The sequence below is a fragment of the Proteus hauseri genome, assembly GCF_004116975.1.
Taxonomy (GTDB): Bacteria; Pseudomonadota; Gammaproteobacteria; order Enterobacterales; family Enterobacteriaceae; genus Proteus; species Proteus hauseri.
On record NZ_CP026364.1, the window covers coordinates 2,539,149 to 2,561,461 of the forward strand.

General features: G+C 38.0%; 17 protein-coding genes and 5 tRNA genes. 20 read left to right on the forward strand and 2 right to left on the reverse strand.

The window, feature by feature from the left end; all coding sequences use genetic code 11:
* Positions 1-59: 59 nt before the first annotated feature.
* The 19 genes from frsA (at position 60) to PH4a_RS11620 (ending at position 18,535) form a co-directional block, all read left to right on the forward strand.
* Positions 60-1,310, forward strand: coding sequence for an esterase FrsA (gene frsA, locus PH4a_RS11530; protein ID WP_064719266.1), 1,251 nt, complete (start codon positions 60-62; stop codon positions 1,308-1,310).
* 71 nt (positions 1,311-1,381) lie between these two features.
* Positions 1,382-1,783 carry a sigma factor-binding protein Crl gene (gene crl, locus PH4a_RS11535; protein WP_129039902.1) on the forward strand — a complete coding sequence of 134 codons (402 nt, stop codon included), beginning with the start codon at positions 1,382-1,384 and terminating at the stop codon, positions 1,781-1,783.
* 111 nt (positions 1,784-1,894) lie between these two features.
* On the forward strand, positions 1,895-2,998 hold the full coding sequence (gene proB, locus PH4a_RS11540; RefSeq protein ID WP_129039904.1) for a glutamate 5-kinase: 1,104 nt from the start codon (positions 1,895-1,897) through the stop codon (positions 2,996-2,998).
* 12 nt (positions 2,999-3,010) lie between these two features.
* On the forward strand, positions 3,011-4,264 hold the full coding sequence (gene proA, locus PH4a_RS11545; RefSeq protein ID WP_164971543.1) for a glutamate-5-semialdehyde dehydrogenase: 1,254 nt from the start codon (positions 3,011-3,013) through the stop codon (positions 4,262-4,264).
* A gap of 147 nt (positions 4,265-4,411) precedes the next feature.
* Positions 4,412-4,924, forward strand: a complete 513-nt coding sequence (aroL, locus tag PH4a_RS11550) for a shikimate kinase AroL (RefSeq protein ID WP_129039907.1) — start codon at positions 4,412-4,414, stop codon at positions 4,922-4,924.
* A 102-nt stretch (positions 4,925-5,026) separates the two neighbouring features.
* A complete protein-coding gene (gene aas / locus PH4a_RS11555) occupies positions 5,027-7,186 on the forward strand; it encodes a bifunctional acyl-ACP--phospholipid O-acyltransferase/long-chain-fatty-acid--ACP ligase (protein ID WP_129039909.1) in 2,160 nt (719 codons plus the stop codon).
* The gene (gene lplT, locus PH4a_RS11560) at positions 7,186-8,385 is read left to right on the forward strand and encodes a lysophospholipid transporter LplT (RefSeq protein ID WP_064719239.1); all 1,200 of its coding nucleotides are present in this window, start codon (positions 7,186-7,188) and stop codon (positions 8,383-8,385) included. Before aas ends, lplT begins: the two co-directional genes overlap by 1 nt.
* 35 nt (positions 8,386-8,420) lie before the next feature.
* The gene (gene pncC, locus PH4a_RS11565; RefSeq protein WP_129039911.1) at positions 8,421-8,927 is read left to right on the forward strand and encodes a nicotinamide-nucleotide amidase; all 507 of its coding nucleotides are present in this window, start codon (positions 8,421-8,423) and stop codon (positions 8,925-8,927) included.
* Positions 8,928-9,036: 109 nt separating this feature from the next.
* Positions 9,037-10,104 (forward strand): recombinase RecA, encoded by a 1,068-nt coding sequence (recA, locus tag PH4a_RS11570; protein ID WP_064719241.1) that lies wholly within the window; start codon positions 9,037-9,039, stop codon positions 10,102-10,104.
* A 903-nt stretch (positions 10,105-11,007) separates the two neighbouring features.
* Positions 11,008-13,635 carry an alanine--tRNA ligase gene (gene alaS, locus PH4a_RS11575; RefSeq protein ID WP_129039913.1) on the forward strand — a complete coding sequence of 876 codons (2,628 nt, stop codon included), beginning with the start codon at positions 11,008-11,010 and terminating at the stop codon, positions 13,633-13,635.
* A gap of 221 nt (positions 13,636-13,856) precedes the next feature.
* Positions 13,857-14,045 (forward strand): carbon storage regulator CsrA, encoded by a 189-nt coding sequence (gene csrA, locus PH4a_RS11580; RefSeq protein ID WP_064719243.1) that lies wholly within the window; start codon positions 13,857-13,859, stop codon positions 14,043-14,045.
* A 465-nt stretch (positions 14,046-14,510) separates the two neighbouring features.
* Positions 14,511-14,603, forward strand: a tRNA-Ser gene (locus PH4a_RS11585).
* Positions 14,604-14,612: 9 nt separating this feature from the next.
* Positions 14,613-14,689, forward strand: a tRNA-Arg gene (locus PH4a_RS11590).
* Positions 14,690-14,784: 95 nt separating this feature from the next.
* A tRNA-Arg gene (locus PH4a_RS11595) sits at positions 14,785-14,861 on the forward strand.
* A 49-nt stretch (positions 14,862-14,910) separates the two neighbouring features.
* Positions 14,911-14,987, forward strand: a tRNA-Arg gene (locus tag PH4a_RS11600).
* Positions 14,988-15,033: 46 nt separating this feature from the next.
* Positions 15,034-15,110 (forward strand) — tRNA-Arg (locus tag PH4a_RS11605).
* Positions 15,111-15,294: 184 nt separating this feature from the next.
* Positions 15,295-16,875, forward strand: a complete 1,581-nt coding sequence (gshA, locus tag PH4a_RS11610) for a glutamate--cysteine ligase (protein WP_129039915.1) — start codon at positions 15,295-15,297, stop codon at positions 16,873-16,875.
* Between the two features lie 166 nt (positions 16,876-17,041).
* Positions 17,042-17,557, forward strand: a complete 516-nt coding sequence (gene luxS / locus PH4a_RS11615; protein ID WP_129039917.1) for an S-ribosylhomocysteine lyase — start codon at positions 17,042-17,044, stop codon at positions 17,555-17,557.
* A 234-nt stretch (positions 17,558-17,791) separates the two neighbouring features.
* Positions 17,792-18,535 carry a hypothetical protein gene (locus tag PH4a_RS11620; protein WP_129039919.1) on the forward strand — a complete coding sequence of 248 codons (744 nt, stop codon included), beginning with the start codon at positions 17,792-17,794 and terminating at the stop codon, positions 18,533-18,535.
* A 54-nt stretch (positions 18,536-18,589) separates the two neighbouring features.
* Here PH4a_RS11620 and PH4a_RS11625 read toward each other — a convergent pair whose 3' ends face one another.
* Together PH4a_RS11625 and PH4a_RS11630 are read right to left on the reverse strand one after the other, a co-directional pair.
* On the reverse strand, positions 18,590-19,864 hold the full coding sequence (locus tag PH4a_RS11625) for a CNNM domain-containing protein (protein WP_129039921.1): 1,275 nt from the start codon (positions 19,862-19,864) through the stop codon (positions 18,590-18,592).
* Between the two features lie 34 nt (positions 19,865-19,898).
* A complete protein-coding gene (locus PH4a_RS11630; protein WP_129039923.1) occupies positions 19,899-20,699 on the reverse strand; it encodes a cytochrome C assembly family protein in 801 nt (266 codons plus the stop codon).
* Between the two features lie 167 nt (positions 20,700-20,866).
* Here PH4a_RS11630 and ffh point away from each other — a divergent pair, with 167 nt between their 5' ends.
* A complete protein-coding gene (ffh, locus tag PH4a_RS11635) occupies positions 20,867-22,228 on the forward strand; it encodes a signal recognition particle protein (protein WP_129039925.1) in 1,362 nt (453 codons plus the stop codon).
* Positions 22,229-22,313: the final 85 nt, after the last annotated feature.

The following is a 22,313-nucleotide window of genomic DNA, read 5'->3' on the forward strand; positions in this document are numbered from 1 at the left end:
ATGATGAATTCAGACATTTTAGCCTCCTTTTATTGGATACCCACTGATTGATGAGTGATATGGCAAACAATACAAATCTTTCTGAAACACTGTTTAAACCTCGTGCAAAACATGCAGAAACATCAACGTTAATACAGTACACACACCCAAAAACGAATATCAACACGCATTCAATACTCAATGGGACGAGTCAACAGAATTGGTATCGTACTATTCAGCGATTATTGTGGATTTGGCGTGGTATTTCTCCGATTGAAATAGAAGAGGTACTGAGTCGAATCGCCGTTCTTGATGCGCCTCGTAGTGATGAAAAATTTATTGATACTGTTGTGGGGTATCGCCGTGGTGGTTGGTCGTTTGAGTGGTCACACCAAGCGATGATTTGGCAACAAAAAGCGTTGAGAGAAGAATCTGGCGATGCAGCAGCAGATTGTTGGTTACGCGCTGCTAATCTTTATAGTATTGCCGCTTATCCATTTATTAATGGTGATTTTCTTGCTGATCAAGCCGTTGTTTTAGCCATGAAAGCATTTGAAAACTCAATGAAGTTTTCTTCTTTTGAGGTGAAAAAATTAACGTTCAAATTAGCAGGCAAAGGAAATACAACCGGTTTTCTTCATCTACCTAAAGATTGCCGAGGGCCTTATCCAACAGTGATTTTTTGTGGTGGATTAGATGGTCTTCAAAGTGATTATGTTAGCTTTTTTAGAGATTACCTTTCACCTAAAGGTATCGCAATGCTGACGTTAGATATGCCTTCAATTGGTTATTCATCAAAACAGAAACTGACTGAAGATACTTGCCAACTTCAAGGTGAAGTATTGACTCAACTTTCTGAAATACCTTGGGTTGATCATACACGTATTGGCGTAATGGGGTTTCGCTTTGGTGCAAATATTGCCGTTCGTTTGGCATATATTTATCCGAAGTTAATTAAAGGTGTGGTGGCATTAGGACCTCTTATTCACGCTTTTTTTACCCAAGCAGAGTTACAGAAAAAAATTCCAGTTATGTACCTTGATGTTTTAGCGAGCCGATTAGGGTTATGGAATATAGATGAAAATAACCTACGTTTATCATTAAGTAGCTATTCGTTGAAAAACCAAGGATTAATTGGCAGAAGAATTCCTGTGCCTATGATGGGGGTGTATTGGAAAGGGGATGAAATTAGCCCTAAAGAGGATTCTCAGCTAATTGCTCGCTCTTCAATGGATGGTGATATTCTCGCTATTAATGAAAAACCGCTTTATGAAGGGTTAGAGTTAGCGTTACAAAAGAGTGCAGATTGGATCTATAATAAATTAATATAATTAATTTTAAACAATAACTTGCTAATTATATTAGATTAGATAACAGTAGGGTCTCTAAGGAGACTGAATTTATGACTTTATCTTTGAACCCTACCCAAGGTAAGTTGTTGAAGCGTTTTGCTCAAATTGGGCCTTATATCCGAGAGCAACAATGCAAAGATAGCCAGTTCTTTTTTGACTGTTTAGCTGTTTGTGTTAATAAGAAAGCCGCACCAGAAAAACGTGAGTTTTGGGGCTGGTGGATGGAATTAAAACGCAACAATGAGCAACTTGTTTATTATTATCAAGTTGGACTATTTGATAAAAATGGTGACTGGATTAATCAGACCATAAATAAAAATGATGTTACAGAATCAATAAATGAAACACTCATTCGTTTTCATGATTTCTTGCAAACAGCTGTAAGCGAATTAGAGATGTCATTGTCACCCGATGAAAAAATGAACAAATTTCCTCATCCCCTTAAGCCCTAATTTTGTGTTAGGGCAACTTTTCATAGATTTTGCGTTATGTCGGTTGGCATAACGCTTCTCTCCTGATAAAACTGTGTATGATCTTTTAAATCAACAAAAATGGTAAATGTTATGAGTAGCAGCCAAACGCTGGTTGTTAAACTAGGGACAAGTGTACTTACTGGTGGTTCACGACGTCTGAATCAATCTCATATTGTTGAGTTGGTTCGCCAATGTGCAAAACAACACGAACAAGGGCACCGCATTATTATTGTTACTTCTGGCGCAATTGCTGCTGGACGCGAGTATTTGAATTACCCTGATTTGCCTGCAACTATTGCTTCTAAGCAATTATTAGCTGCTGTAGGACAAAGTGCATTAATTCAAGTATGGAAACAACTCTTTGCAATTTACGGCATTCATATTGGGCAAATGTTATTAACGCGTGCTGATATTGAAGACAGAGAGCGTTTTCTTAATGCGCGAGATACGCTGAATGCTTTATTAGATAACCGTATTATTCCTGTTATTAATGAAAATGATGCTGTAGCAACCGCAGAAATTAAAGTGGGTGATAACGACAATCTTTCGGCTTTGGCGGCTATTTTAGGTGGCGCTGATAAACTGTTATTACTTACAGATATCGCAGGCCTTTATACCGCAGATCCTCGTAGTCATCCTGATGCTAAATTAATTCCGGAAGTTTTTGATATTAATGATGAATTACGCAAAGTAGCTGGTGATAGTGTGTCTGGTTTAGGAACTGGTGGTATGGCGACTAAACTTCAAGCTGCAACAGTAGCAGGGCGCGCTGGCATTGATGTTGTTATTGCAGCGGGTATTCAACCTGAAGTTATTGCAAAAGTCATTAATGATGAGCCTGTTGGAACGTTATTTCATGGACTAAAAAGTCCTCTTGAAACACGTAAAAGATGGATTTTTGGCGCACCTATAGCGGGTGTTATTGTGGTAGATGAAGGCGCAGAAAAAGCAATTAAAGAGAAAGGCAGTTCTTTATTACCAAAAGGTATTAAAGAAATTAAAGGTGATTTTTCCCGAGGGTCTGTTATTCGTATTCAAAGTTTACAGGGAAAAGATCTTGCTCATGGTGTCGCTCATTATAATAGTGATGCATTACGCTTAATTGCAGGGCATCATTCACAAGAGATCAGTCAAATATTAGGCTACGAGTATGGCAGTGTAGCTGTGCATCGTGATGATATGATAGTCAGTTAAGGGTTCATCAATATGTTAGAACAAATGGGTAAAGCCGCAAGAGAAGCCTCTTGGCACTTAGCGCAGCTTTCAACAGAACAGAAAAATCAGGCATTATTAATGATGGCTGATTTACTAGAGCAACAAGAAGCACAAATCTTAGCGGCAAACGAAAAAGATATGCAAGCGGCTCGTGATGCGAATATCAATAGCGCAATGTTAGATCGTTTATTGCTAACCACTGAACGCTTAAAAGCAATCGCTGATGATGTGCGCCAAGTTTGTCGCTTAGAGGATCCTGTTGGTCAAGTTATTGATGGGCGTATATTAGATAGCGGATTACGTTTAGAACGCCGCCGTGTTCCATTAGGTGTTGTGGGTGTTATTTATGAAGCTCGCCCTAATGTCACCATTGATGTCGCCTCTTTATGCCTAAAAACAGGTAATGCTGCCATTCTTCGTGGTGGTAAAGAAACGCATCATACTAATCAAGCAGTTGTCGCTGTTATTCAACAAGCTTTAGAACAATGTGGTATTCCTGCGGCTGCGGTTCAAGCTATTGACAAACCAGATCGTGAATTAGTCGCGCAAATGCTAAAAATGGATCAATATATTGATATGCTGATCCCTCGAGGTGGTGCAGGATTGCATAAATTATGTCGTGAACAATCCACCATCCCTGTTATTACTGGTGGAATTGGTGTTTGCCATACTTTTGTGGATGAAAGTGCTGATTTAGACAAAGCGTTAACGGTGATTGTTAATGCAAAAGTACAACGTCCAAGTGCCTGTAATTCACTCGAAACTTTATTGGTTCATGAAAACATTGCAGCCGATTTTTTACCGCAATTAAGTGATGTAATGGCGGCTGAAAATGTGACTTTACATGCAAGTGAAAAAGCACTTACAGGGCTGAAAAAAGGTAATGCAAATATTGTTGATGTAAAAGATGCTGATTATTGTGATGAATGGTTATCTTTGGATCTCAATGTCGAAATTGTTAGCGACTTGACGGCTGCAATTCAACATATTCGCCATTATGGTACAGCGCACTCTGATGCGATTTTAACGCAGTCTATCGCTAATGCAGATCGATTTGTACGCCAAGTAGATTCTGCGGCTGTTTATGTTAATGCGAGTACTCGATTTACTGATGGTGGCCAATTTGGTTTAGGCGCTGAGGTGGCAGTGAGTACACAAAAGCTTCACGCAAGAGGTCCTATGGGATTAGATGCGCTGACAACCTATAAGTGGATTGGCTACGGCGATAATACCCTACGCCGCTAATAGCCAGTGTCTTATATTGAGCCATGCTTTTTATAAAGTGTGGCTTTATTTTTTTTTATTGTTAGGTATGATGTTTTACACTTTACATATTGTAAATTATTAATTACACCTCTAAAAGAGGCACACACTATGGAGATAGTGCATTTTATGGAAAATATCGTTTACCTTATCGGTCCACGAGGTGCAGGAAAAACAACAGTAGGTAAAGCGCTTTCTCTCTCTTTAAATCATGAGTTTATTGATACAGATTATTGGATAACTAATAAATATCAACAAACTATATCATCCATGGTGGAGAATAAAGGCTGGGATTTTTTTCGCAAAATAGAATCAGAAGCATTAATTCAAGTTAGCCAACCAAATAGAGTGATTTCTACTGGAGGTGGAATGATATTAGCCGATAATAATCGTTCTTATATGAAATCCAAGGGTGTAACAATTTATTTACAGGCATCATTGGAAACACTAGTCTCTCGTTTATCAGATGATCCTAATGTAGCCCAAAGGCCAAGTTTAACGGGGCAAACATTATTGAGTGAAATACAAAGTGTGCTTACAGAGCGTGAGGCATTATATTTACAATGTTCTGATATTATTGTTGATGCGGGATTATCAATAAGCGAAATTATTAAGACAATTCTCACAAAATTACCAAAATAATTAAGAAGTCGTCTGATTCAAGGGTAAAACAGACCATATCTATTTTATTTTCATCATATCCTATTTATAGTAAGGCTAATTATAGCAAAATGAGATATGGATATGATGTTGATAGCGTTTTTTAAAACACTATTTAAATTCTTATTTAGAGTAAGAATTGAAGGACTTGTTAACCAGTTTTCACAATATGAAAAATGTATAATTACGCCGAATCATACTTCTTATATTGATGGCATATTATTACGTTTATTCTTACCTATTAATCCTGTGTTTGCTGTTTATACTTCTGTTGCAACCGCTAAAACGACGAAATGGTTAGGTCGTTATGCGGATATTGTACCTCTCGATCCCGCGAATCCAATGGCAGTGCGTCAACTTGTAAAGGAAGTTGAAAAGGGCCGTCCCGTCGTTATTTTTCCAGAAGGAAGAATTACAGTAACGAATGGATTAATGAAAATTTATGAAGGGGCTGCGTTCATTGCTGCGAAATCTGGCGCTAAAGTGGTTCCCGTTAGAATTGAAGGTGCTGAATTTAGTTATTTTTCGCGAGTACGCAAAAGTCTTAATATGAAGTGGAAGTTTTTTCCCCAATTCATCATAAAAGTATTACCTGCCGTTGATTTACCTATGCCTGATGCAGAAAAATCCTCAGAACGTCGTCGATTAGCGGGTGAAATGCTACGCGATATTATGATGGACGCTATCATGCAAACTCGTGCTGAAATTACACTTTATGAAGCCTTTTTACGAGCAATGTCCCAATATGGACGCTTTAGCCCTTTAATTTCAGATATCAACCTAAAAGAAGATACTTACAATGGGTTGTTGAAAAAATCATTAGGTATGAGTCGGTTAATTGAGCGCTACACTCAGCCAAATGAACGCATTGGTTTATTACTACCCAATACGACAGTAACGGCGGCTGCTCTATTTGGTGCGACTATGCGCCAACGGATTGTTGCAATGCTAAACTACACCGCAGGAAGTCTTGGTGTACAAAATGCGATGAAAGCGGCATCTATTAAAACGATTTTTACCTCACGCCAGTTTTTAGAAAAAGGGAATTTATTACATATTCCTGAGCAAACGCCAGAAGCAAACTGGATCTATCTTGAAGATTTAAAAGATAGTGTAACCAGTGAAGATAAACGTTGGATCGCGAAACATCTTTTAATGCCACATAAAGCAATGTTGCCGCAAAAAGCAGAGGATGCAGCGGTTATCTTGTTTACTTCAGGTTCTGAAGGCACACCCAAAGGGGTTGTTCACAGTCATTCAAGTTTACTTGCTAACGTGGATCAAATTCGTGCTATTGCAGATTTTTCTCCGCGAGACCGTTTTATGTCGGCATTACCGTTATTCCATGCATTTGGATTAACCGCTTGTCTATTAACACCTATTTGTTTAGGTGCCAGAGTATTCCTTTATCCAAGCCCATTGCATTATCGGGTGGTTCCTGAATTAGTTTATGACCAAAATTGTACAGTGCTATTTGGTACCTCAACATTTTTAGGCAACTACGGTAAATTTGCTCACCCATATGATTTCACTCGTGTGAGATATGTCGTTGCTGGGGCTGAAAAACTGTCAGAAGCAACTCGTTTGTTATGGCAAGAAAAGTTTGGCATCCGTATTTTAGAAGGGTATGGCGTAACAGAATGTGCGCCGGTCGTTTCTATTAACGTACCAATGAGCGCAAAAGCACATACTGTTGGACGTTTATTACCCGCAATGGAGTGGCGACTAATTTCTGTTTCAGGAATTGCACAAGGGGGACGTTTGCAATTACGAGGCCCTAACGTAATGAAAGGCTACTTAAGAGTAGAAGCACCTGAAAAATTAGAAGTGCCTGTAGCAATAAATGCTGAAGGTATTGAAGAGGAAGGCTGGTACGACACTGGTGATATCGTCACAATTGATAGCGAAGGATTTTGCACGATAAAAGGGCGCGTAAAACGTTTTGCAAAAATAGCAGGTGAAATGGTTTCTCTTGAAGGGGTCGAGCAACTGGCTCGTAAAGCATCTTCAGGTGAACATGCTGTTGTGACTATTAGTGATGTACGCAGAGGCGAATCACTTGTGCTATTTACTACAGATAAGCAGCTCGATAGAAGCCAACTTTTGACAATAGCTAAATCAGAAGGTATTGCTGAAATTGCTGTTCCAAGAGATATTCGTTTTATCAAAGAAATTCCTGTTTTAGGAAGTGGGAAAACGGATTTTGTTTCATTGAAAAAACTCGCTGAACAGGGAATTAGCTAATGTCAGAAAATATCAGCCAGCTTCCTTTAATGAGTAAGGGAATGAAAGCCGTTCTTTTATCGCAATTTCTTTCAGCCTTTGCTGACAACGCGTTACTTTTTGCGATATTAGCTCAGTTTAAATCAGCTCTTTACCCTGAATGGAGCCAACCTGTTTTACAAATGGTTTTTGTACTGGCTTTTATTTTATTAGCCCCTTTTGTTGGACAGGTTGCAGATCGTCACCCTAAAGGCAGGGTGATGCTGAGCGGAAATATTCTAAAGTTTGTTGGTGCATTTCTTATTTGTGTTGGCTCTGATCCTTTCTTGGGATATGCCTTAGTTGGTATTGGTGCGGCGGTCTATTCTCCTGCTAAATATGGCATTTTGGGTGAATTAACAGATGGTGAAAGACTCGTTAAAGCGAATGGGCTGATGGAGGCCTCAACAATTGCTGCTATTTTATTAGGTTCAGTCATTGGTGGGTTGTTATCTGATTGGAGCATTGTATTTGCATTGGGCGTTTGTGCTGCAATGTATGCATTAGCGGTATTTTTCAACTTTGGCATTCCTAAATTATCAGTGGCTCAAATTGGTCGAGGCTGGAACATAAAAAAAATGTTCACTCAATTTATTGAGGCTTGTAAAACATTGTGGAGTGATAAAGAAAGTCGTTTTTCTTTAGTTGGTACCAGTATGTTTTGGGGCGCCGGCGTCACTTTACGCTTTTTACTGGTACAATGGGTGCCTATTGCATTGGGTATGACGGATAATACAACGCCGACGGTTTTAAATGCGATGGTGGCTATTGGCATAGTGGTTGGTGCTGGATTAGCAGCTAAGTTTGTTACATTAAAAACGGTTCGCCGCTGTATGCCTGCGGGTGTATTAATTGGTCTTGGCGTGGTTTATTTCTCACTACAAACCACTATCATTCCATCTTATTTAATTTTAATTATCATTGGTATTTTTGGTGGTTTCTTTGTGGTTCCATTAAATGCGTTATTGCAAGACAAAGGAAAACACAGCGTTGGTGCGGGCAATGCAATTGCTGTGCAAAATCTTGGCGAAAACTCAGCCATGTTATTAATGTTAGGGCTATTTTCCCTTGTGACTAGTTTCGGTGTTTCGGTTGTGAGCATTGGTATTGGTTTTGGGGCGATATTCGCATTAGCTATTGGTGGTTTGTGGATATGGGATTACACAAGAAAGAAATCTTAACTATTGAATTTTGAATAGAGGTCAACATTACCTTAATGATAAATAATGATGAAATGACTCGCCTTAGTATTGAGGTGGGTAAAGCATTAATCGAGAAAAAAAGCACATTAACAACAGCAGAATCTTGTACAGGTGGATGGATTGCCAAAGTCATCACAGATATAGCGGGAAGTTCTGACTATTATCACCGAGGCTTTGTGACTTACAGCAACGAAGCCAAACATGAAATGATTGGTGTTAATGAGCAAACTTTACTTGAATATGGTGCTGTTAGCGAAGAAGTTGTTTGCCAAATGGCAAAAGGTGCATTATTAGCGGCAAATGCTGATTTTGCAGTCTCTGTTAGCGGCATTGCGGGCCCTGGTGGTGGAAGTGCAGAAAAACCGGTTGGACTGGTTTGGTTTGGTTTTGCAGCAAGAAGCGAAAAGGGTATTCATGTGAGTGCAAAACACTGTATATTTGCAGGTTCTCGTGAGCAAGTAAGAGAACAATCAGTTGTTTTTTCTTTAAAATCAATGCTCAACGAAATTATCAATAATTAACTTGATACTGTATGATTATACAGTATAATAAATTTCAACAAGCAAAATCATATACGTTTTAATAGTAGTGAACCCAACTTTTATGCTTCACTGCCCAGAGGGAGATAACATGGCTATTGATGAAAACAAACAAAAAGCACTGGCCGCAGCACTTGGCCAAATTGAAAAACAATTTGGTAAAGGGTCTATCATGCGTCTGGGTGAAGATCGTTCAATGAACGTTGAAACTATCTCTACAGGTTCTTTATCATTAGACGTTGCATTAGGTGCTGGTGGTTTGCCTCGTGGTCGTATTGTTGAAATCTATGGGCCAGAATCTTCAGGTAAAACAACATTAACATTACAAGTTATCGCATCAGCTCAACGTGAAGGTAAAATCTGTGCTTTTATCGATGCTGAACACGCATTAGATCCAATTTATGCACAAAAGCTAGGTGTTGATATTGATAACCTCTTATGTTCACAACCAGATACGGGTGAACAAGCTCTGGAAATTTGTGATGCGTTATCTCGCTCTGGTGCTGTTGATGTTATCGTTGTTGACTCCGTTGCTGCATTAACACCAAAAGCTGAAATTGAAGGCGAAATAGGTGACTCACACGTTGGTTTAGCTGCCCGTATGATGAGCCAGGCTATGCGCAAATTAGCGGGTAACCTGAAAAACTCTAACACACTCCTTATTTTTATTAACCAAATTCGTATGAAAATTGGTGTGATGTTTGGTAACCCTGAAACAACAACTGGCGGTAATGCACTTAAGTTTTATGCTTCAGTTCGTTTAGATATCCGCCGTATTGGTTCAGTGAAAAATGGTGATGAAGTTGTTGGTAGCGAAACTCGCGTTAAAGTCGTTAAAAATAAAATCGCAGCACCATTTAAACAAGCTGAATTCCAAATTATGTACGGTGAAGGAATTAACACATTTGGTGAATTAATCGATTTAGGTGTGAAACACAAATTGGTTGAAAAAGCAGGTGCTTGGTATAGCTACAATGGTGAGAAAATTGGTCAGGGTAAAGCTAACTCAACCAACTATTTAAAAGAACACCCAGAAATGTACAATGAATTAAACACTAAATTACGTGAAATGCTATTAAATCACGCTGGTGAATTCACAAGTGCAGCTGATTTTGCTGGTGATGATGCTGGTAAAGATATTGAAGAAACTGAAGAATAATCTTTATATGAGACAAATATTGTTGCGTTAATACTATGAACTTTACAATGTTATAAAAATAACAGCATTTTATTAGTTAATTAACGTGATATTGATTGTTTTAAAAAAAGGCGCATGAAAATGCGCTTTTTTGTTTTTGTACATTGTCATTTTATTGATTATTTTTCTTTTGTCTATTTTAAATTCTTTCATTTTTTATTTCTGTGGTTTTTGTTGTTGCGATTCTAAAAATAACGATATTTTAATCTGATGGTTGAAGATGTTGTTATGTAAATCAATATATAGTGAAATATTGATGATATATTATCTTAAGTTATTAATGCAAATGATAACTATTAATGATTTTATGTTCTAAATGTATTGAAATTTTTGATGCATTAATATTAATAACAACAATATGTTTGAATGCTTTGATGTTGGTTTTTTTAGCTATATTTTTTTATTTTATTAATTGTATGATAATAAATTCTTTAAATTTATATAGTTAACACTATCATTTTTTATTTATTAACAATAACAAATGGTGTTTTCTTTCTTTAGAACAGTAAAAGAAAAAATAAATGTAAATCAGAGATGGATATTTAATTAATAACGAGATGAACCTTAATGAGAAATACTTTTTAATAATTACAAAACGAAAATATTTTTATTGCCTTCACTAGTTTTACTTTATTTCTTCTTATTTCAATAAAAGTATCATTCTTGGTACACAATCCTACTTTCAGAAAAAAACTAGACGATTTACAATGTCAACACGAATAAGTTTATCGGGGGTTTTACTTCTGACCGAAGAAATTCTATCTTATCCCTACTTATATATTCGTTGGTTAAGTAGAGGTAACAATAAACCTCCTCTTACTAAATTTCTAATTTCTGTTTTTCCAGCTTGATTTCGGGATAATTATGAGCAAAAGCACCGCTGAGATCCGTCAGGCGTTTCTCGACTTTTTTCATACTAAAGGACATCAAATAGTACCAAGCAGTTCTTTGGTTCCAAATAACGATCCAACATTGCTGTTTACGAACGCAGGGATGAACCAATTTAAAGATGTATTTCTTGGATTGGACAATAGACCTTATTCCCGAGCGACAACCGCGCAACGCTGTGTGCGTGCGGGTGGTAAACATAATGATTTAGAAAATGTGGGTTATACTGCGCGTCACCATACTTTTTTTGAAATGCTTGGTAATTTCAGCTTCGGTGACTATTTCAAACATGATGCAATCAACTTTGCGTGGGAATTATTAACAGGCAAAGAGTGGTTTAATTTACCTAAAGAAAGACTTTGGGTAACAGTTTATGCCAGCGATGATGAAGCATATGATATTTGGAATAAAGAAATAGGTATTCCACAAGAACGTATTATCCGTATTGGCGACAATAAAGGTGCGCCATTTGCATCAGATAACTTCTGGCAAATGGGCGACACAGGGCCTTGTGGCCCATGTACTGAAATATTTTATGATCATGGTGACCATATTTGGGGTGGCCCTCCAGGATCACCTGAAGAAGACGGCGACCGTTATATTGAGATCTGGAATATCGTCTTTATGCAATTTAACCGTAAATCAGATGGCACAATGGATCCATTGCCAAAACCTTCTGTTGATACGGGAATGGGGCTAGAGCGTATTACTGCAGTCCTACAGCATGTAAATTCTAACTATGATATTGATTTGTTCCGTTCATTAATTGAATCTGTAGCAAAAGTAACTAATGCTTCTGATTTAAGTAATAAATCGCTACGCGTTATTGCTGACCATATTCGTTCATGTTCATTCCTGATTTGTGATGGTGTTATCCCATCAAATGAAGGTCGTGGATATGTTCTACGCCGAATTATTCGTCGTGCTGTACGTCATGGTTATATGTTGGGTGCGAAAGATACTTTCTTCTATAAATTAGTTGCCCCATTAATTGATGTAATGGCAGAAGCGGGCGAAGAACTTAAACGTCAGCGTGTTACTGTTGAAAAAGTTCTACAAACAGAAGAAGAACAGTTTGCACGTACCTTAGAGCGTGGTCTTCAATTATTAGATGATGAACTTGCACAATTAACGGATAACGTTCTTCCAGGTGAAACAGCATTCCGTCTTTATGATACTTATGGTTTCCCTCTTGATTTAACTGCTGACGTTTGTCGCGAAAGAAATATCAAAGTTGATGAAGACGGCTTTGAAGTGGCAATGGAAGAGCAACGTAAGCGTGCTCGTGAATCAAGTGGTTTTGGTACTGACTATAATGATTTAATCAAAGTTGATAGCCGTAGTGACTTCTCTGGTTATGAGCATAATGAGCAGCAGGGTACAATCACTGCGATTTTCCATAATGGTCAAGCTGTTACCGAGCTTAAATCGGGTGAAGAAGGTATTATCTTCTTAAATAAAACCTCATTTTATGCAGAATCTGGCGGCCAGGTTGGTGATAAAGGCCTATTAATTGGCAAAGATAGCCTATTTGAAGTGACTGATACGCAAAAATACGGTAAAGCTATTGGTCATATTGGTAAGGTTAATTCTGGTTCATTTATTGTTAACCATAAAATTAATGCCACTATTGATGTTGCACGCCGTGATGCTATTCGTTTAAACCACTCTGCAACTCACTTATTACATGCTGCATTGCGTCAAGTATTAGGTACGCATGTAACGCAGAAAGGTTCTTTAGTTAGTGATAAATACCTGCGTTTTGACTTCTCGCATTTTGAAGCTGTAAAACCAGAACAATTACGTGAAATTGAAGATATCGTCAATGCTCAAATCCGGTTAAATTCACCTGTTGTTACAGAGTTGATGGATCTTGAAGATGCCAAAGAAAAAGGTGCTATGGCACTCTTTGGTGAAAAGTATGATGAACGTGTTCGTGTTTTAACGATGGGTGATTTTTCTACCGAGCTTTGTGGGGGAACTCACGCATCTAGAACGGGTGATATTGGTTTATTCCGTATTACCAGTGAATCAGGCACAGCGGCTGGCGTCCGTCGTATTGAGGCAATTACTGGTGTGGCTGCCATTGAGAGTGTTCATGAACAATCTGATTTGATTTCTCTTGTTGCTCAGGTTCTAAAAAGTGATGGTACAAACTTGGTTGAAAGAATTAAAACAGTCCAAGAAAAATACCGTGTATTAGAAAAAGAGCTCCAACATTTGAAAGACCAACAAGCAGCTCAAGAAAGTTCTTCGTTAGGACATCAGGCTAAAAATGTGAAAGGTATCAAACTTTTAGTTCGTGAGCTGAATAATGTCGAGCCAAAAATGTTAAGAACAATGGTTGATGATTTAAAAAATCAATTGGGTTCAGCAATAATTGTGCTTTCTACTATTTCTGATGGTAAAGTGAGTTTAATTGTTGGGGTCACTAAGGATTTGACTGCTAAAGTTAAAGCAGGTGAATTGATTAGTTTTGTAGCACAGCAAATCGGTGGTAAAGGCGGTGGTCGCCCTGATATGGCTCAAGCAGGCGGTACAGATGTAAACGCGTTACCTGCTGCTTTAGCAAGTGTTGACGAGTGGGTTGAATCGCATCTTTAAGCGATGACTACCTGAAAAAAGGCGTTACTCCCTATTTTATAGGGATAATGCCTTATAGAGATGTTGAAGATTCGTTAAATATTCAATGAGAAAATTTATATTTTGTTATGAAGTATAAGTGACTTGTGATAAATAATGATTATACGAATTGACAATGTATGATGGATAATGGCCGGGAAATTCTAGAGACCCGACTCTTGTAAATTTTCAAGGAGCAAAGAATGCTTATTCTAACTCGTCGAGTTGGTGAAACGCTTATGATAGGCGATGATGTAACCGTAACCGTTTTAGGGGTTAAGGGTAATCAGGTACGGATTGGCGTAAATGCACCCAAAGAAGTCTCTGTCCATCGCGAAGAGATCTATCAACGAATTCAGGCCGAGAAATCTCAGCCTACAGATAACTACTAAACGATATCCAATTATTAGCTAGTTATAATTCATTCGTAAGCGTCCACACTTTTGCCGGGTCTGGGCGCTTTTCTCTTTATAGGACTTTTTATTCCTTTCTTTGTTCCTATCTTTGCTCTTCCTGAGCTGTATTTATTATTACACTATCCGTTTATTCTGATTGACAGAATTGAAAGTCTTTTTACCGCTAATCATTCGATTCATAACTATTTGTTGAGTGAATAAAATTTTTTGTGTAATGAATAAAATACTTGAATGATTTTTCGCCAGCGATATCATTATGTTTAGTTCTTTTCGGGGCTTTCTTGCTGATAAACTCATCAGTTTGTTTGTGAAGTGTTCAAACAAACGTATATTCGTAAAAAGTTGAGAAAAATCGTTTGACTTCTTAGGCTGAGAAAGTAATATGTGCGCCACACAGAGACGAGATGTTCAGTAAGAACTTCTTCGAGTGGTTCTAAATATGGTGAGATGGCCGAGAGGCTGAAGGCGCTCCCCTGCTAAGGGAGTATGCGGTCAAAAGCTGCATCGAGGGTTCGAATCCCTCTCTCACCGCCATTTAGATTTGCACCCTTAGCTCAGCTGGATAGAGTACTCGGCTACGAACCGAGCGGTCGGAGGTTCGAATCCTCCAGGGTGCACCATCTTCTAACCCCATGATTAATGTATGGGGTTTTTATTTTGGTGCTAACAGTGAATTTTGGGCATCAAAAGAGTAAAGTGACAGTATTACCACGGCGCACCCTTAGCTCAGCTGGATAGAGTACTCGGCTACGAACCGAGCGGTCGGAGGTTCGAATCCTCCAGGGTGCACCATTCATTACTTGCTTAAGCTATCGCTAAAGTGAGAAAACAGATAATGAGAGCACCCTTAGCTCAGCTGGATAGAGTACTCGGCTACGAACCGAGCGGTCGGAGGTTCGAATCCTCCAGGGTGCACCATCTTAGATTATAACAATCTGATTATCTGAAAATTTTAGTACGATCTGCACCCTTAGCTCAGCTGGATAGAGTACTCGGCTACGAACCGAGCGGTCGGAGGTTCGAATCCTCCAGGGTGCACCATCTTTAAGGCCTCGCTTATAGCGAGGCTTTTTGCTTTCTACCTATTTATCAATTCTTAATATGTTACAGCATTGTTTAGCACCAACTAATAACGCTAACATCATCTAATCAGCGACAATTTACTGACTTTGCGATAAAGTAACTCCTATCTATTTATTAACCTTAATCACACGGGAGGTCACTTTTGATCCCGGACGTATCTAAAGCGCTTTCTTGGTTGGAAGCACATCCTAAAGTTTTATGTGGTATCCACCGTGGTATAGAGCGCGAAACCTTAAGAGTTACTCCTGAAGGTAATCTTGCATCTACAGAACACCCGATTGCATTAGGTAAGTCGTTAACCCATAAATGGATTACGACAGATTTTGCAGAGTCTCTATTAGAATTTATTACGCCTGTTGACGATAATATTTCAAACACACTGCATTTTTTAGGTGACTTACACCGTTATACTGCACGCCGTTTAGATAATGAACGTATGTGGCCAATGAGTATGCCTTGCTTTATTGAAGCTGAAGATAAAATTACTTTAGCTCAGTTTGGCACATCTAATGTGGGGCGTTTTAAAACGCTTTATCGTGAAGGGCTTAAAAATCGCTATGGTGCGTTAATGCAAACTATTTCAGGTGTGCATTACAACTTCTCTCTTCCTATTGAATTTTGGCAAGCTTGGGCGAATGTAAAGGATGAAGTTAGCGGTAAAGAAGCCATTTCTGATGGCTATTTACGTTTGATTCGTAATTACTATCGCTTTGGATGGATTATTCCATTTTTCTTTGGTGCTTCACCTGCAATTTGTGGTTCATTCTTAAAAGGGCGAGAAACTAATTTACCTTTTGAAAATACACCAAAAGGGGCGAAATACTTACCTTATGCAACTTCATTAAGATTAAGTGACCTTGGTTATACCAATAAGTCACAAAGTGATTTAGACATTACCTTTAATCATTTAGATACTTATGTAAAAGGGCTTAAAAAAGCGATTCATAAGCCTTCTGAAGAGTTTGCAAAATTGGGTACCAAAAAAGATGGCAAATATGTTCAGCTAAATACTAACGTACTGCAAATTGAAAATGAGCTATATGCTCCAATTCGTCCTAAACGTGTTGTAAAAGGCGATGAGTCACCTTCAGATGCATTATTGCGCGGCGGTATTGAATATATCGAAGTTCGCTCGTTAGATATCAATCCGTTTACGGCTATTGGCGTTGATGAAACACAAATTCGCTTCTTAGATTTATTCTTAATTTGGTGTGTATTAGCGGATGCACCAGAAATGAGTGCATCTGAATTAGCGTGTTGTCGTTCAAATTGGAATAACGTTATTCTAGAAGGGCGTAAGCCTGGGCAAGTTATTGGCATGGGATGTGGTGAAAGAAAAGAGCCATTAGCCCAAGTTGGTAAATCACTATTTGCTGATTTACAGCGAGTTGCTAAAGTTCTTGATAGCTGTTCAGGAACAAAATATCTGGAAGTTTGCCTTAAGTTAGAGGAAATGTTCGATAATCCTGAATTAACCTTCTCAGGCAGACTATTAGAAAAAATAAAAGAACAAGGTATCGGCGGTTATGGTTTGTCATTGGCCGAACAGTATTACCAAGAATTGGTCAAAACACCTTACGAAACATTAACTGAAAATGCGTTTGATCATGAGAGAATTTCATCCATTAAACGTCAGGAAGATCTAGAAAATAGTGATACCATTTCTTTTGATGAGTATTTGAAGATCCATGCTGGCCCAAATAATGAAGGTATGGCTTCCTGAACTTAGGATAGAAAAAAGCCACACTAAAATTTGTGTGGCTAAAAAAGATTCTATAGAGAAATAGGGATGATAACATTTTGCGCGTATTCATTACTAAGACAGAGTTGCTCGTAGAAAGTTTCATTTTCTCTTAAAAATATTTAAAAATTTTCTTCGGAGGTTTTTTATGCCTTTATTGGATAGTTTTACTGTTGATCATACACGTATGTCTGCACCTGCTGTACGTGTCGCTAAAACCATGAATACACCATCAGGTGATACTATTACAGTTTTTGACTTACGCTTTACTGTACCGAATAAAAAAGCCATGCCTGAGAAAGGAATTCATACCTTAGAACATTTATTCGCAGGTTTTATGCGTAATCACCTCAATGGTAATGGTGTCGAAATTATCGATATTTCGCCAATGGGATGTCGCACGGGTTTTTATATGAGCTTAATTGGTCAGCCAGAAGAACAACGTGTTGCTAATGCATGGAAAGCTGCAATGGAAGATGTTTTGAAAGTAAAAGATCAAAACCAAATTCCTGAACTAAATGTTTATCAGTGCGGTACTTATGCTATGCACTCATTAAACGAAGCACAAGACATTGCACGCGATATTTTATCTCATGCCATTGGTATTAACCATAATGATGAGTTAGCGCTTCCTGAAGAGACACTGAAAGAGTTACATATCTAGTTAATCTTAATAGCTAAGCTTTAAAAGATAAAATACTGTAGGGGACAATAGATCAAGAAATTCGCATCCTGATTTATTGTCTCTTTATTTATTCCATCTCTTTTTTATTGTTATTGCCTTTCTTATTGTATATCTCTGTTTCTTTTTTATTTCATTATCTTATTTTCCAATCTTCTTATATTCTTAGGTAATAATGGATTAAATTTATTTTTACTACATGGAGTGCCTTTTATTATGGAAAATCAACAGTTCTCATCCCCAAAACTCGTGTTAGAGTTTTTTGTTCGCGAGTTTTACTTTTTTGGTAAAAGTACAATACGTACTCAGTTACCAAAAGATGCATTTTTCTATATGGGATTATCTAAAGCACAGGAATATCGCTATTTTGAGTGCGTACATAAAAAATATGTAAAACGCAGTACTGATAACTCTGAATTAATAATAAAGCCAGATAACTTACTCCTTTCATCACAAATAAATCCTGAATTATTAGCGAAAATTGACAAGCCAGAAACCAATACACTAATAAAAATAGCGGGAGATTATCTGTATAAAGAAGATGATCAATATCGTTGGTATGCACAAAAAAATGAAATTAAAACCAACAGTTATAGTGGTGAAAATACAAAACTGAAATATGAAAATATTCGTAGCTTAGCTCCGCATCATTTTAATATTGAAGCAGTAGAGTCCAATGGCTCTATAATCACCAATTTTCCACGTAAAGCGCTTTCTTTAACGATTAGTAAAGGCGAAACAGCTTGTTTTATTTGTCGTCGTGAAGAGTATGGTTATTCATATTCCAGTGAACCCGCACTTAATTTAGTTATGTGGGTTAAAAATCACGGTTTTTATTCTGATTATCAGTTAATTAAAAATAGTGTCCTGCATCAAAAGCAAGCAATAGCGCCCTTTTATATGTCGTCTGCTAGAGAGTTTGATTTTCGTAAGAGTAAATTACGTTTTGAATTAGGTTAAATGAGAGAAAAAGATAAAAAATAAAGCACTTAAAAAAGTGCTTTATCAAAAGGATTAATGATGAGAGATGGCAAGATTACGTATCATCGCTTTTTTAATTATATTATCTTGCACTTCTAAGATCTCAAACTCATATTTATTAATTTGAATTTTATCGCCAACAACGGGTAAATCGCCCAATTCTTCGCTAATAATACCATTAATAGTACGAGCTTCATCTTCTGGCAAATTCCAACCAAAAGCTTTGTTGATATCACGAATATTGGTTGTACCGTCGACTAAAAGAGAACCATCTTTTTGAGGTAATACTTCTTCAGCTAAAGAAGGCGACATGGAAGTTGTAAAATCACCCACAATTTCTTCAAGAATATCTTCAACGGTGACTAAGCCTTGAATTTCACCATATTCATCAACCACAATACCTGCTTTTTCATTGTTACGCTGGAAATTGACCAGTTGTAAATTAAGTGGTGTACTTTCAGGGATAAAATAGACTTTATCCGCTGCTTTGATCAGAATTTGCTTAGTAAATTCTCTTTTTTCTGTCATTAAACGATACGCTTCTCGAACACGTAACATGCCAATCGCGTCGTCTAAAGTATCTCGATATAACACAATCCGGCCATGAGGTGAGTGTGTTAATTGTCGGATGATTGATTTCCACTCATCGTTAACATCAATACCAAAAATTTCATTTCTTGGCACCATAATATCGCCAATTGTCACTTTTTCTAAATCAAGAATAGACAACAACATATTCTGATTTCGTTGTGAAAGCTTGGATTTAGATTCGTTAACAATGGTTCTTAATTCTTCTTTTGAAACTGCATTACCTTGTATTACTGGTGATTTTATTCCTAACAAACGCATTAACATTAAACTAATTCTATTAAAAAACCAGACAACAGGTAACATTAGTTTTTGCAACGGTGAAAGAATAACGCTGCTTGGATAAGCAATTCGTTCTGGATAAAGTGCTGCAACAGATTTTGGTAAAACTTCTGCAAAAATAAGGATAATAAAAGTTAATACCCCTGTCGCAATTGCAACACCCGCATTGCCATATAATCGAATCCCGATAATAGTAGCAATGGCAGAAGCCAAAATATTGATAAGATTATTGCCAATAAGAACAAGACTAATAAGTCTGTCTGGGCGCAGCAATAATTTTTCTACGCGTTTTGCTGAACGATTCCCTTGTTTAGCTGCGTGACGAAGGCGATAACGATTTATTGTCATCATGCTCGTTTCAGTCGCAGAAAAATAAGCCGATGCGATAACCATACCTATAAGTATGATAATGAGCGTTGCTGTTGAAACATGCTCCAAAATTGAGGTCCTTTTGCTACCTTAAAATAAAAAATTAATTGATCATTAGCTCTTGTAATAAACGATTACCAAAAAAAGCTAAAGTCAGAATGATTGCACCAATAAGGTTAAAAATAATTACTTTCTTGCCTCTCCAACCTTCGCGGAAATGTCCCCAAAGCAAAATGATATAGACAAACCAAGCAATAATAGAAAAAATAGATTTATGAATATTCTCTTTACCAAAAATATTATCCATATATACCAAACCGGTACAGAGAGTTAATGTTAATAACACAACACCAACTTGTGTGATATGAAACATTTTACGCTCAATTGTCATTAATGGTGGCATTTGAGGTGAGAATTTTAGTTTTTTATTTTTTAATTGGTAGTCGAGCCAGCTTAGTTGTAAAGCATATAATGCTGCAATTAACAAAGTCGCATAACTTAATAATGCAAGCCCGATATGAATAAAGAGTGCTGAACTACTTTCAAGATGGGTGACAAACTCACCTGGCATTAATGCGGCTAACACCAGATTAACTATGGCAAAACAGTAAACTATTGGCAGTAAATACCATGCTTTGCCTCGAGACGCGACAATAGTCATGATAACGCAAACCATTAGGCTAACAATAGCGCCTAAATTGGTAAATGAGAGATTCTGTCCACTGTGTGGGCGGAAAATTAAAAATTTTAATGAAATAGCATGCGCAACAAGCGCAATGACCGCAAATAGAAGAGCTAATCCGCGGTATCCATTCTGCTCTTTTCGCAACAGACTGGGGAGAATTAGCACCAGACTGAGTAAATAAGCGCAGACAGCGACGATAGAGATTGATATAACGGGCATAGTTTCGCTTACATATAGGGTTTGAATAACTTCCTAGTATAGCGCTAGGTGCATACGGCTCCAACTATTGAAGTCATTAAATCTCTATGCAGAGATCTGCGAGCCATCGTGATATAATCGGCGGCATACATGACCGACAAGCCCAACTTTAACACTGAGCTAAGATAATGTTTGAGAATTTAAGTGACAGATTATCGCGCACATTGCGCAATATAAGCGGTCGGGGAAGACTGACTGAAGAGAACATTAAAGAGACATTGCGTGAAGTACGAATGGCTTTATTAGAAGCTGACGTAGCTTTACCTGTTGTCCGTGATTTTATTGCGCGAGTAAAAGAAAGCGCAGTAGGTCATGAAGTTAACAAAAGCCTGACCCCAGGTCAGGAGTTTGTCAAAATTGTTCAAAATGAACTTGTCAATGCGATGGGGGAGGTCAACACTGATTTAGATCTTTCAGCACAGCCGCCAGCGGTTGTGTTAATGGCGGGTCTTCAAGGTGCGGGTAAAACCACCAGTGTTGCTAAGCTAGGTAAATTCTTAAAAGAGAAAAAGAAGAAAAAAGTTCTGGTTGTTTCTGCTGACGTTTATCGTCCAGCGGCAATTAAACAGCTTGAAACTCTAGCTGAATCCGTTGGTATTGATTTCTTCCCATCAACCGTTGAAGAAAATCCAATTACTATCGCTAGCAATGCATTAAAACATGCTCAATTGCAGTTTTATGATGTATTACTGGTGGATACCGCGGGTCGTCTACACGTAGATGAAGCCATGATGGAGGAGATTCAAAACCTTCATAAAGCCATTAACCCAGTAGAAACGCTTTTTGTTGTTGATGCCATGACAGGGCAAGATGCAGCAAATACCGCAAAAGCATTTAATGAAGCGTTGCCATTAACTGGTGTGGTTTTAACCAAAGTTGATGGTGATGCGCGTGGTGGTGCTGCGTTATCTATTCGCCATATCACCGGTAAGCCAATTAAATTTCTTGGTGTTGGGGAAAAAACAGAAGCGTTAGAGCCTTTCCATCCGGATCGCGTGGCATCACGTATCTTAGGAATGGGCGACGTTCTCTCCCTAATCGAGGACATTGAGAGCAAAGTTGACCGAGCTCAGGCCGAAAAACTCGCCACTAAACTGAAGAAAGGCGATGGTTTTGACTTAAATGATTTCTTAGATCAGTTAAAACAAATGCGTAACATGGGCGGCATGGCAAGTATGCTAAGTAAAATGCCTGGTATGTCGCAGGTTCCTGATGCTGTGAAATCACAAATGGATGACTCTGTTTTAGTGAAAATGGAAGCAATTATAAACTCCATGACACGAAAAGAGCGCCAAAAACCAGAAATCATCAAAGGTTCTCGAAAACGTCGTATTGCGACGGGGTCAGGAACGCAAGTGCAAGACGTTAACCGCTTATTAAAGCAGTTTGACGATATGCAACGTATGATGAAAAAAATGAAGAAAGGCGGTATGGCTAAGATGATGCGTGGCATGAAAGGTATGATGCCACCGGGCTTCCCTGGCCGCTAAAACCAAAAAGACTGAAAAAAAGTACGCTTTGGATTGCTTTTTTCGCCAAAGTGAGTAAACTTTTCGGGCTTTTTATATGACAACC

Bases quoted from the DNA above. Each gene is read 5' to 3' on its own strand.
- proA (WP_164971543.1), top strand. From the start codon at position 3,011: ATGTTAGAACAAATGGGTAAAGCCGCAAGAGAAGCCTCTTGGCACTTA.
- pncC (WP_129039911.1), top strand. From the start codon at position 8,421: ATGATAAATAATGATGAAATGACTCGCCTTAGTATTGAGGTGGGTAAA.
- aas (WP_129039909.1), top strand. From the start codon at position 5,027: ATGATGTTGATAGCGTTTTTTAAAACACTATTTAAATTCTTATTTAGA.
- ffh (WP_129039925.1), top strand. From the start codon at position 20,867: ATGTTTGAGAATTTAAGTGACAGATTATCGCGCACATTGCGCAATATA.
- luxS (WP_129039917.1), top strand. From the start codon at position 17,042: ATGCCTTTATTGGATAGTTTTACTGTTGATCATACACGTATGTCTGCA.
- proB (WP_129039904.1), top strand. From the start codon at position 1,895: ATGAGTAGCAGCCAAACGCTGGTTGTTAAACTAGGGACAAGTGTACTT.
- csrA (WP_064719243.1), top strand. From the start codon at position 13,857: ATGCTTATTCTAACTCGTCGAGTTGGTGAAACGCTTATGATAGGCGAT.
- aroL (WP_129039907.1), top strand. From the start codon at position 4,412: ATGGAAAATATCGTTTACCTTATCGGTCCACGAGGTGCAGGAAAAACA.
- crl (WP_129039902.1), top strand. From the start codon at position 1,382: ATGACTTTATCTTTGAACCCTACCCAAGGTAAGTTGTTGAAGCGTTTT.
- alaS (WP_129039913.1), top strand. From the start codon at position 11,008: ATGAGCAAAAGCACCGCTGAGATCCGTCAGGCGTTTCTCGACTTTTTT.
- PH4a_RS11620 (WP_129039919.1), top strand. From the start codon at position 17,792: ATGGAAAATCAACAGTTCTCATCCCCAAAACTCGTGTTAGAGTTTTTT.
- lplT (WP_064719239.1), top strand. From the start codon at position 7,186: ATGTCAGAAAATATCAGCCAGCTTCCTTTAATGAGTAAGGGAATGAAA.
- PH4a_RS11630 (WP_129039923.1), bottom strand. From the start codon at position 20,699: ATGCCCGTTATATCAATCTCTATCGTCGCTGTCTGCGCTTATTTACTC.
- recA (WP_064719241.1), top strand. From the start codon at position 9,037: ATGGCTATTGATGAAAACAAACAAAAAGCACTGGCCGCAGCACTTGGC.
- frsA (WP_064719266.1), top strand. From the start codon at position 60: ATGGCAAACAATACAAATCTTTCTGAAACACTGTTTAAACCTCGTGCA.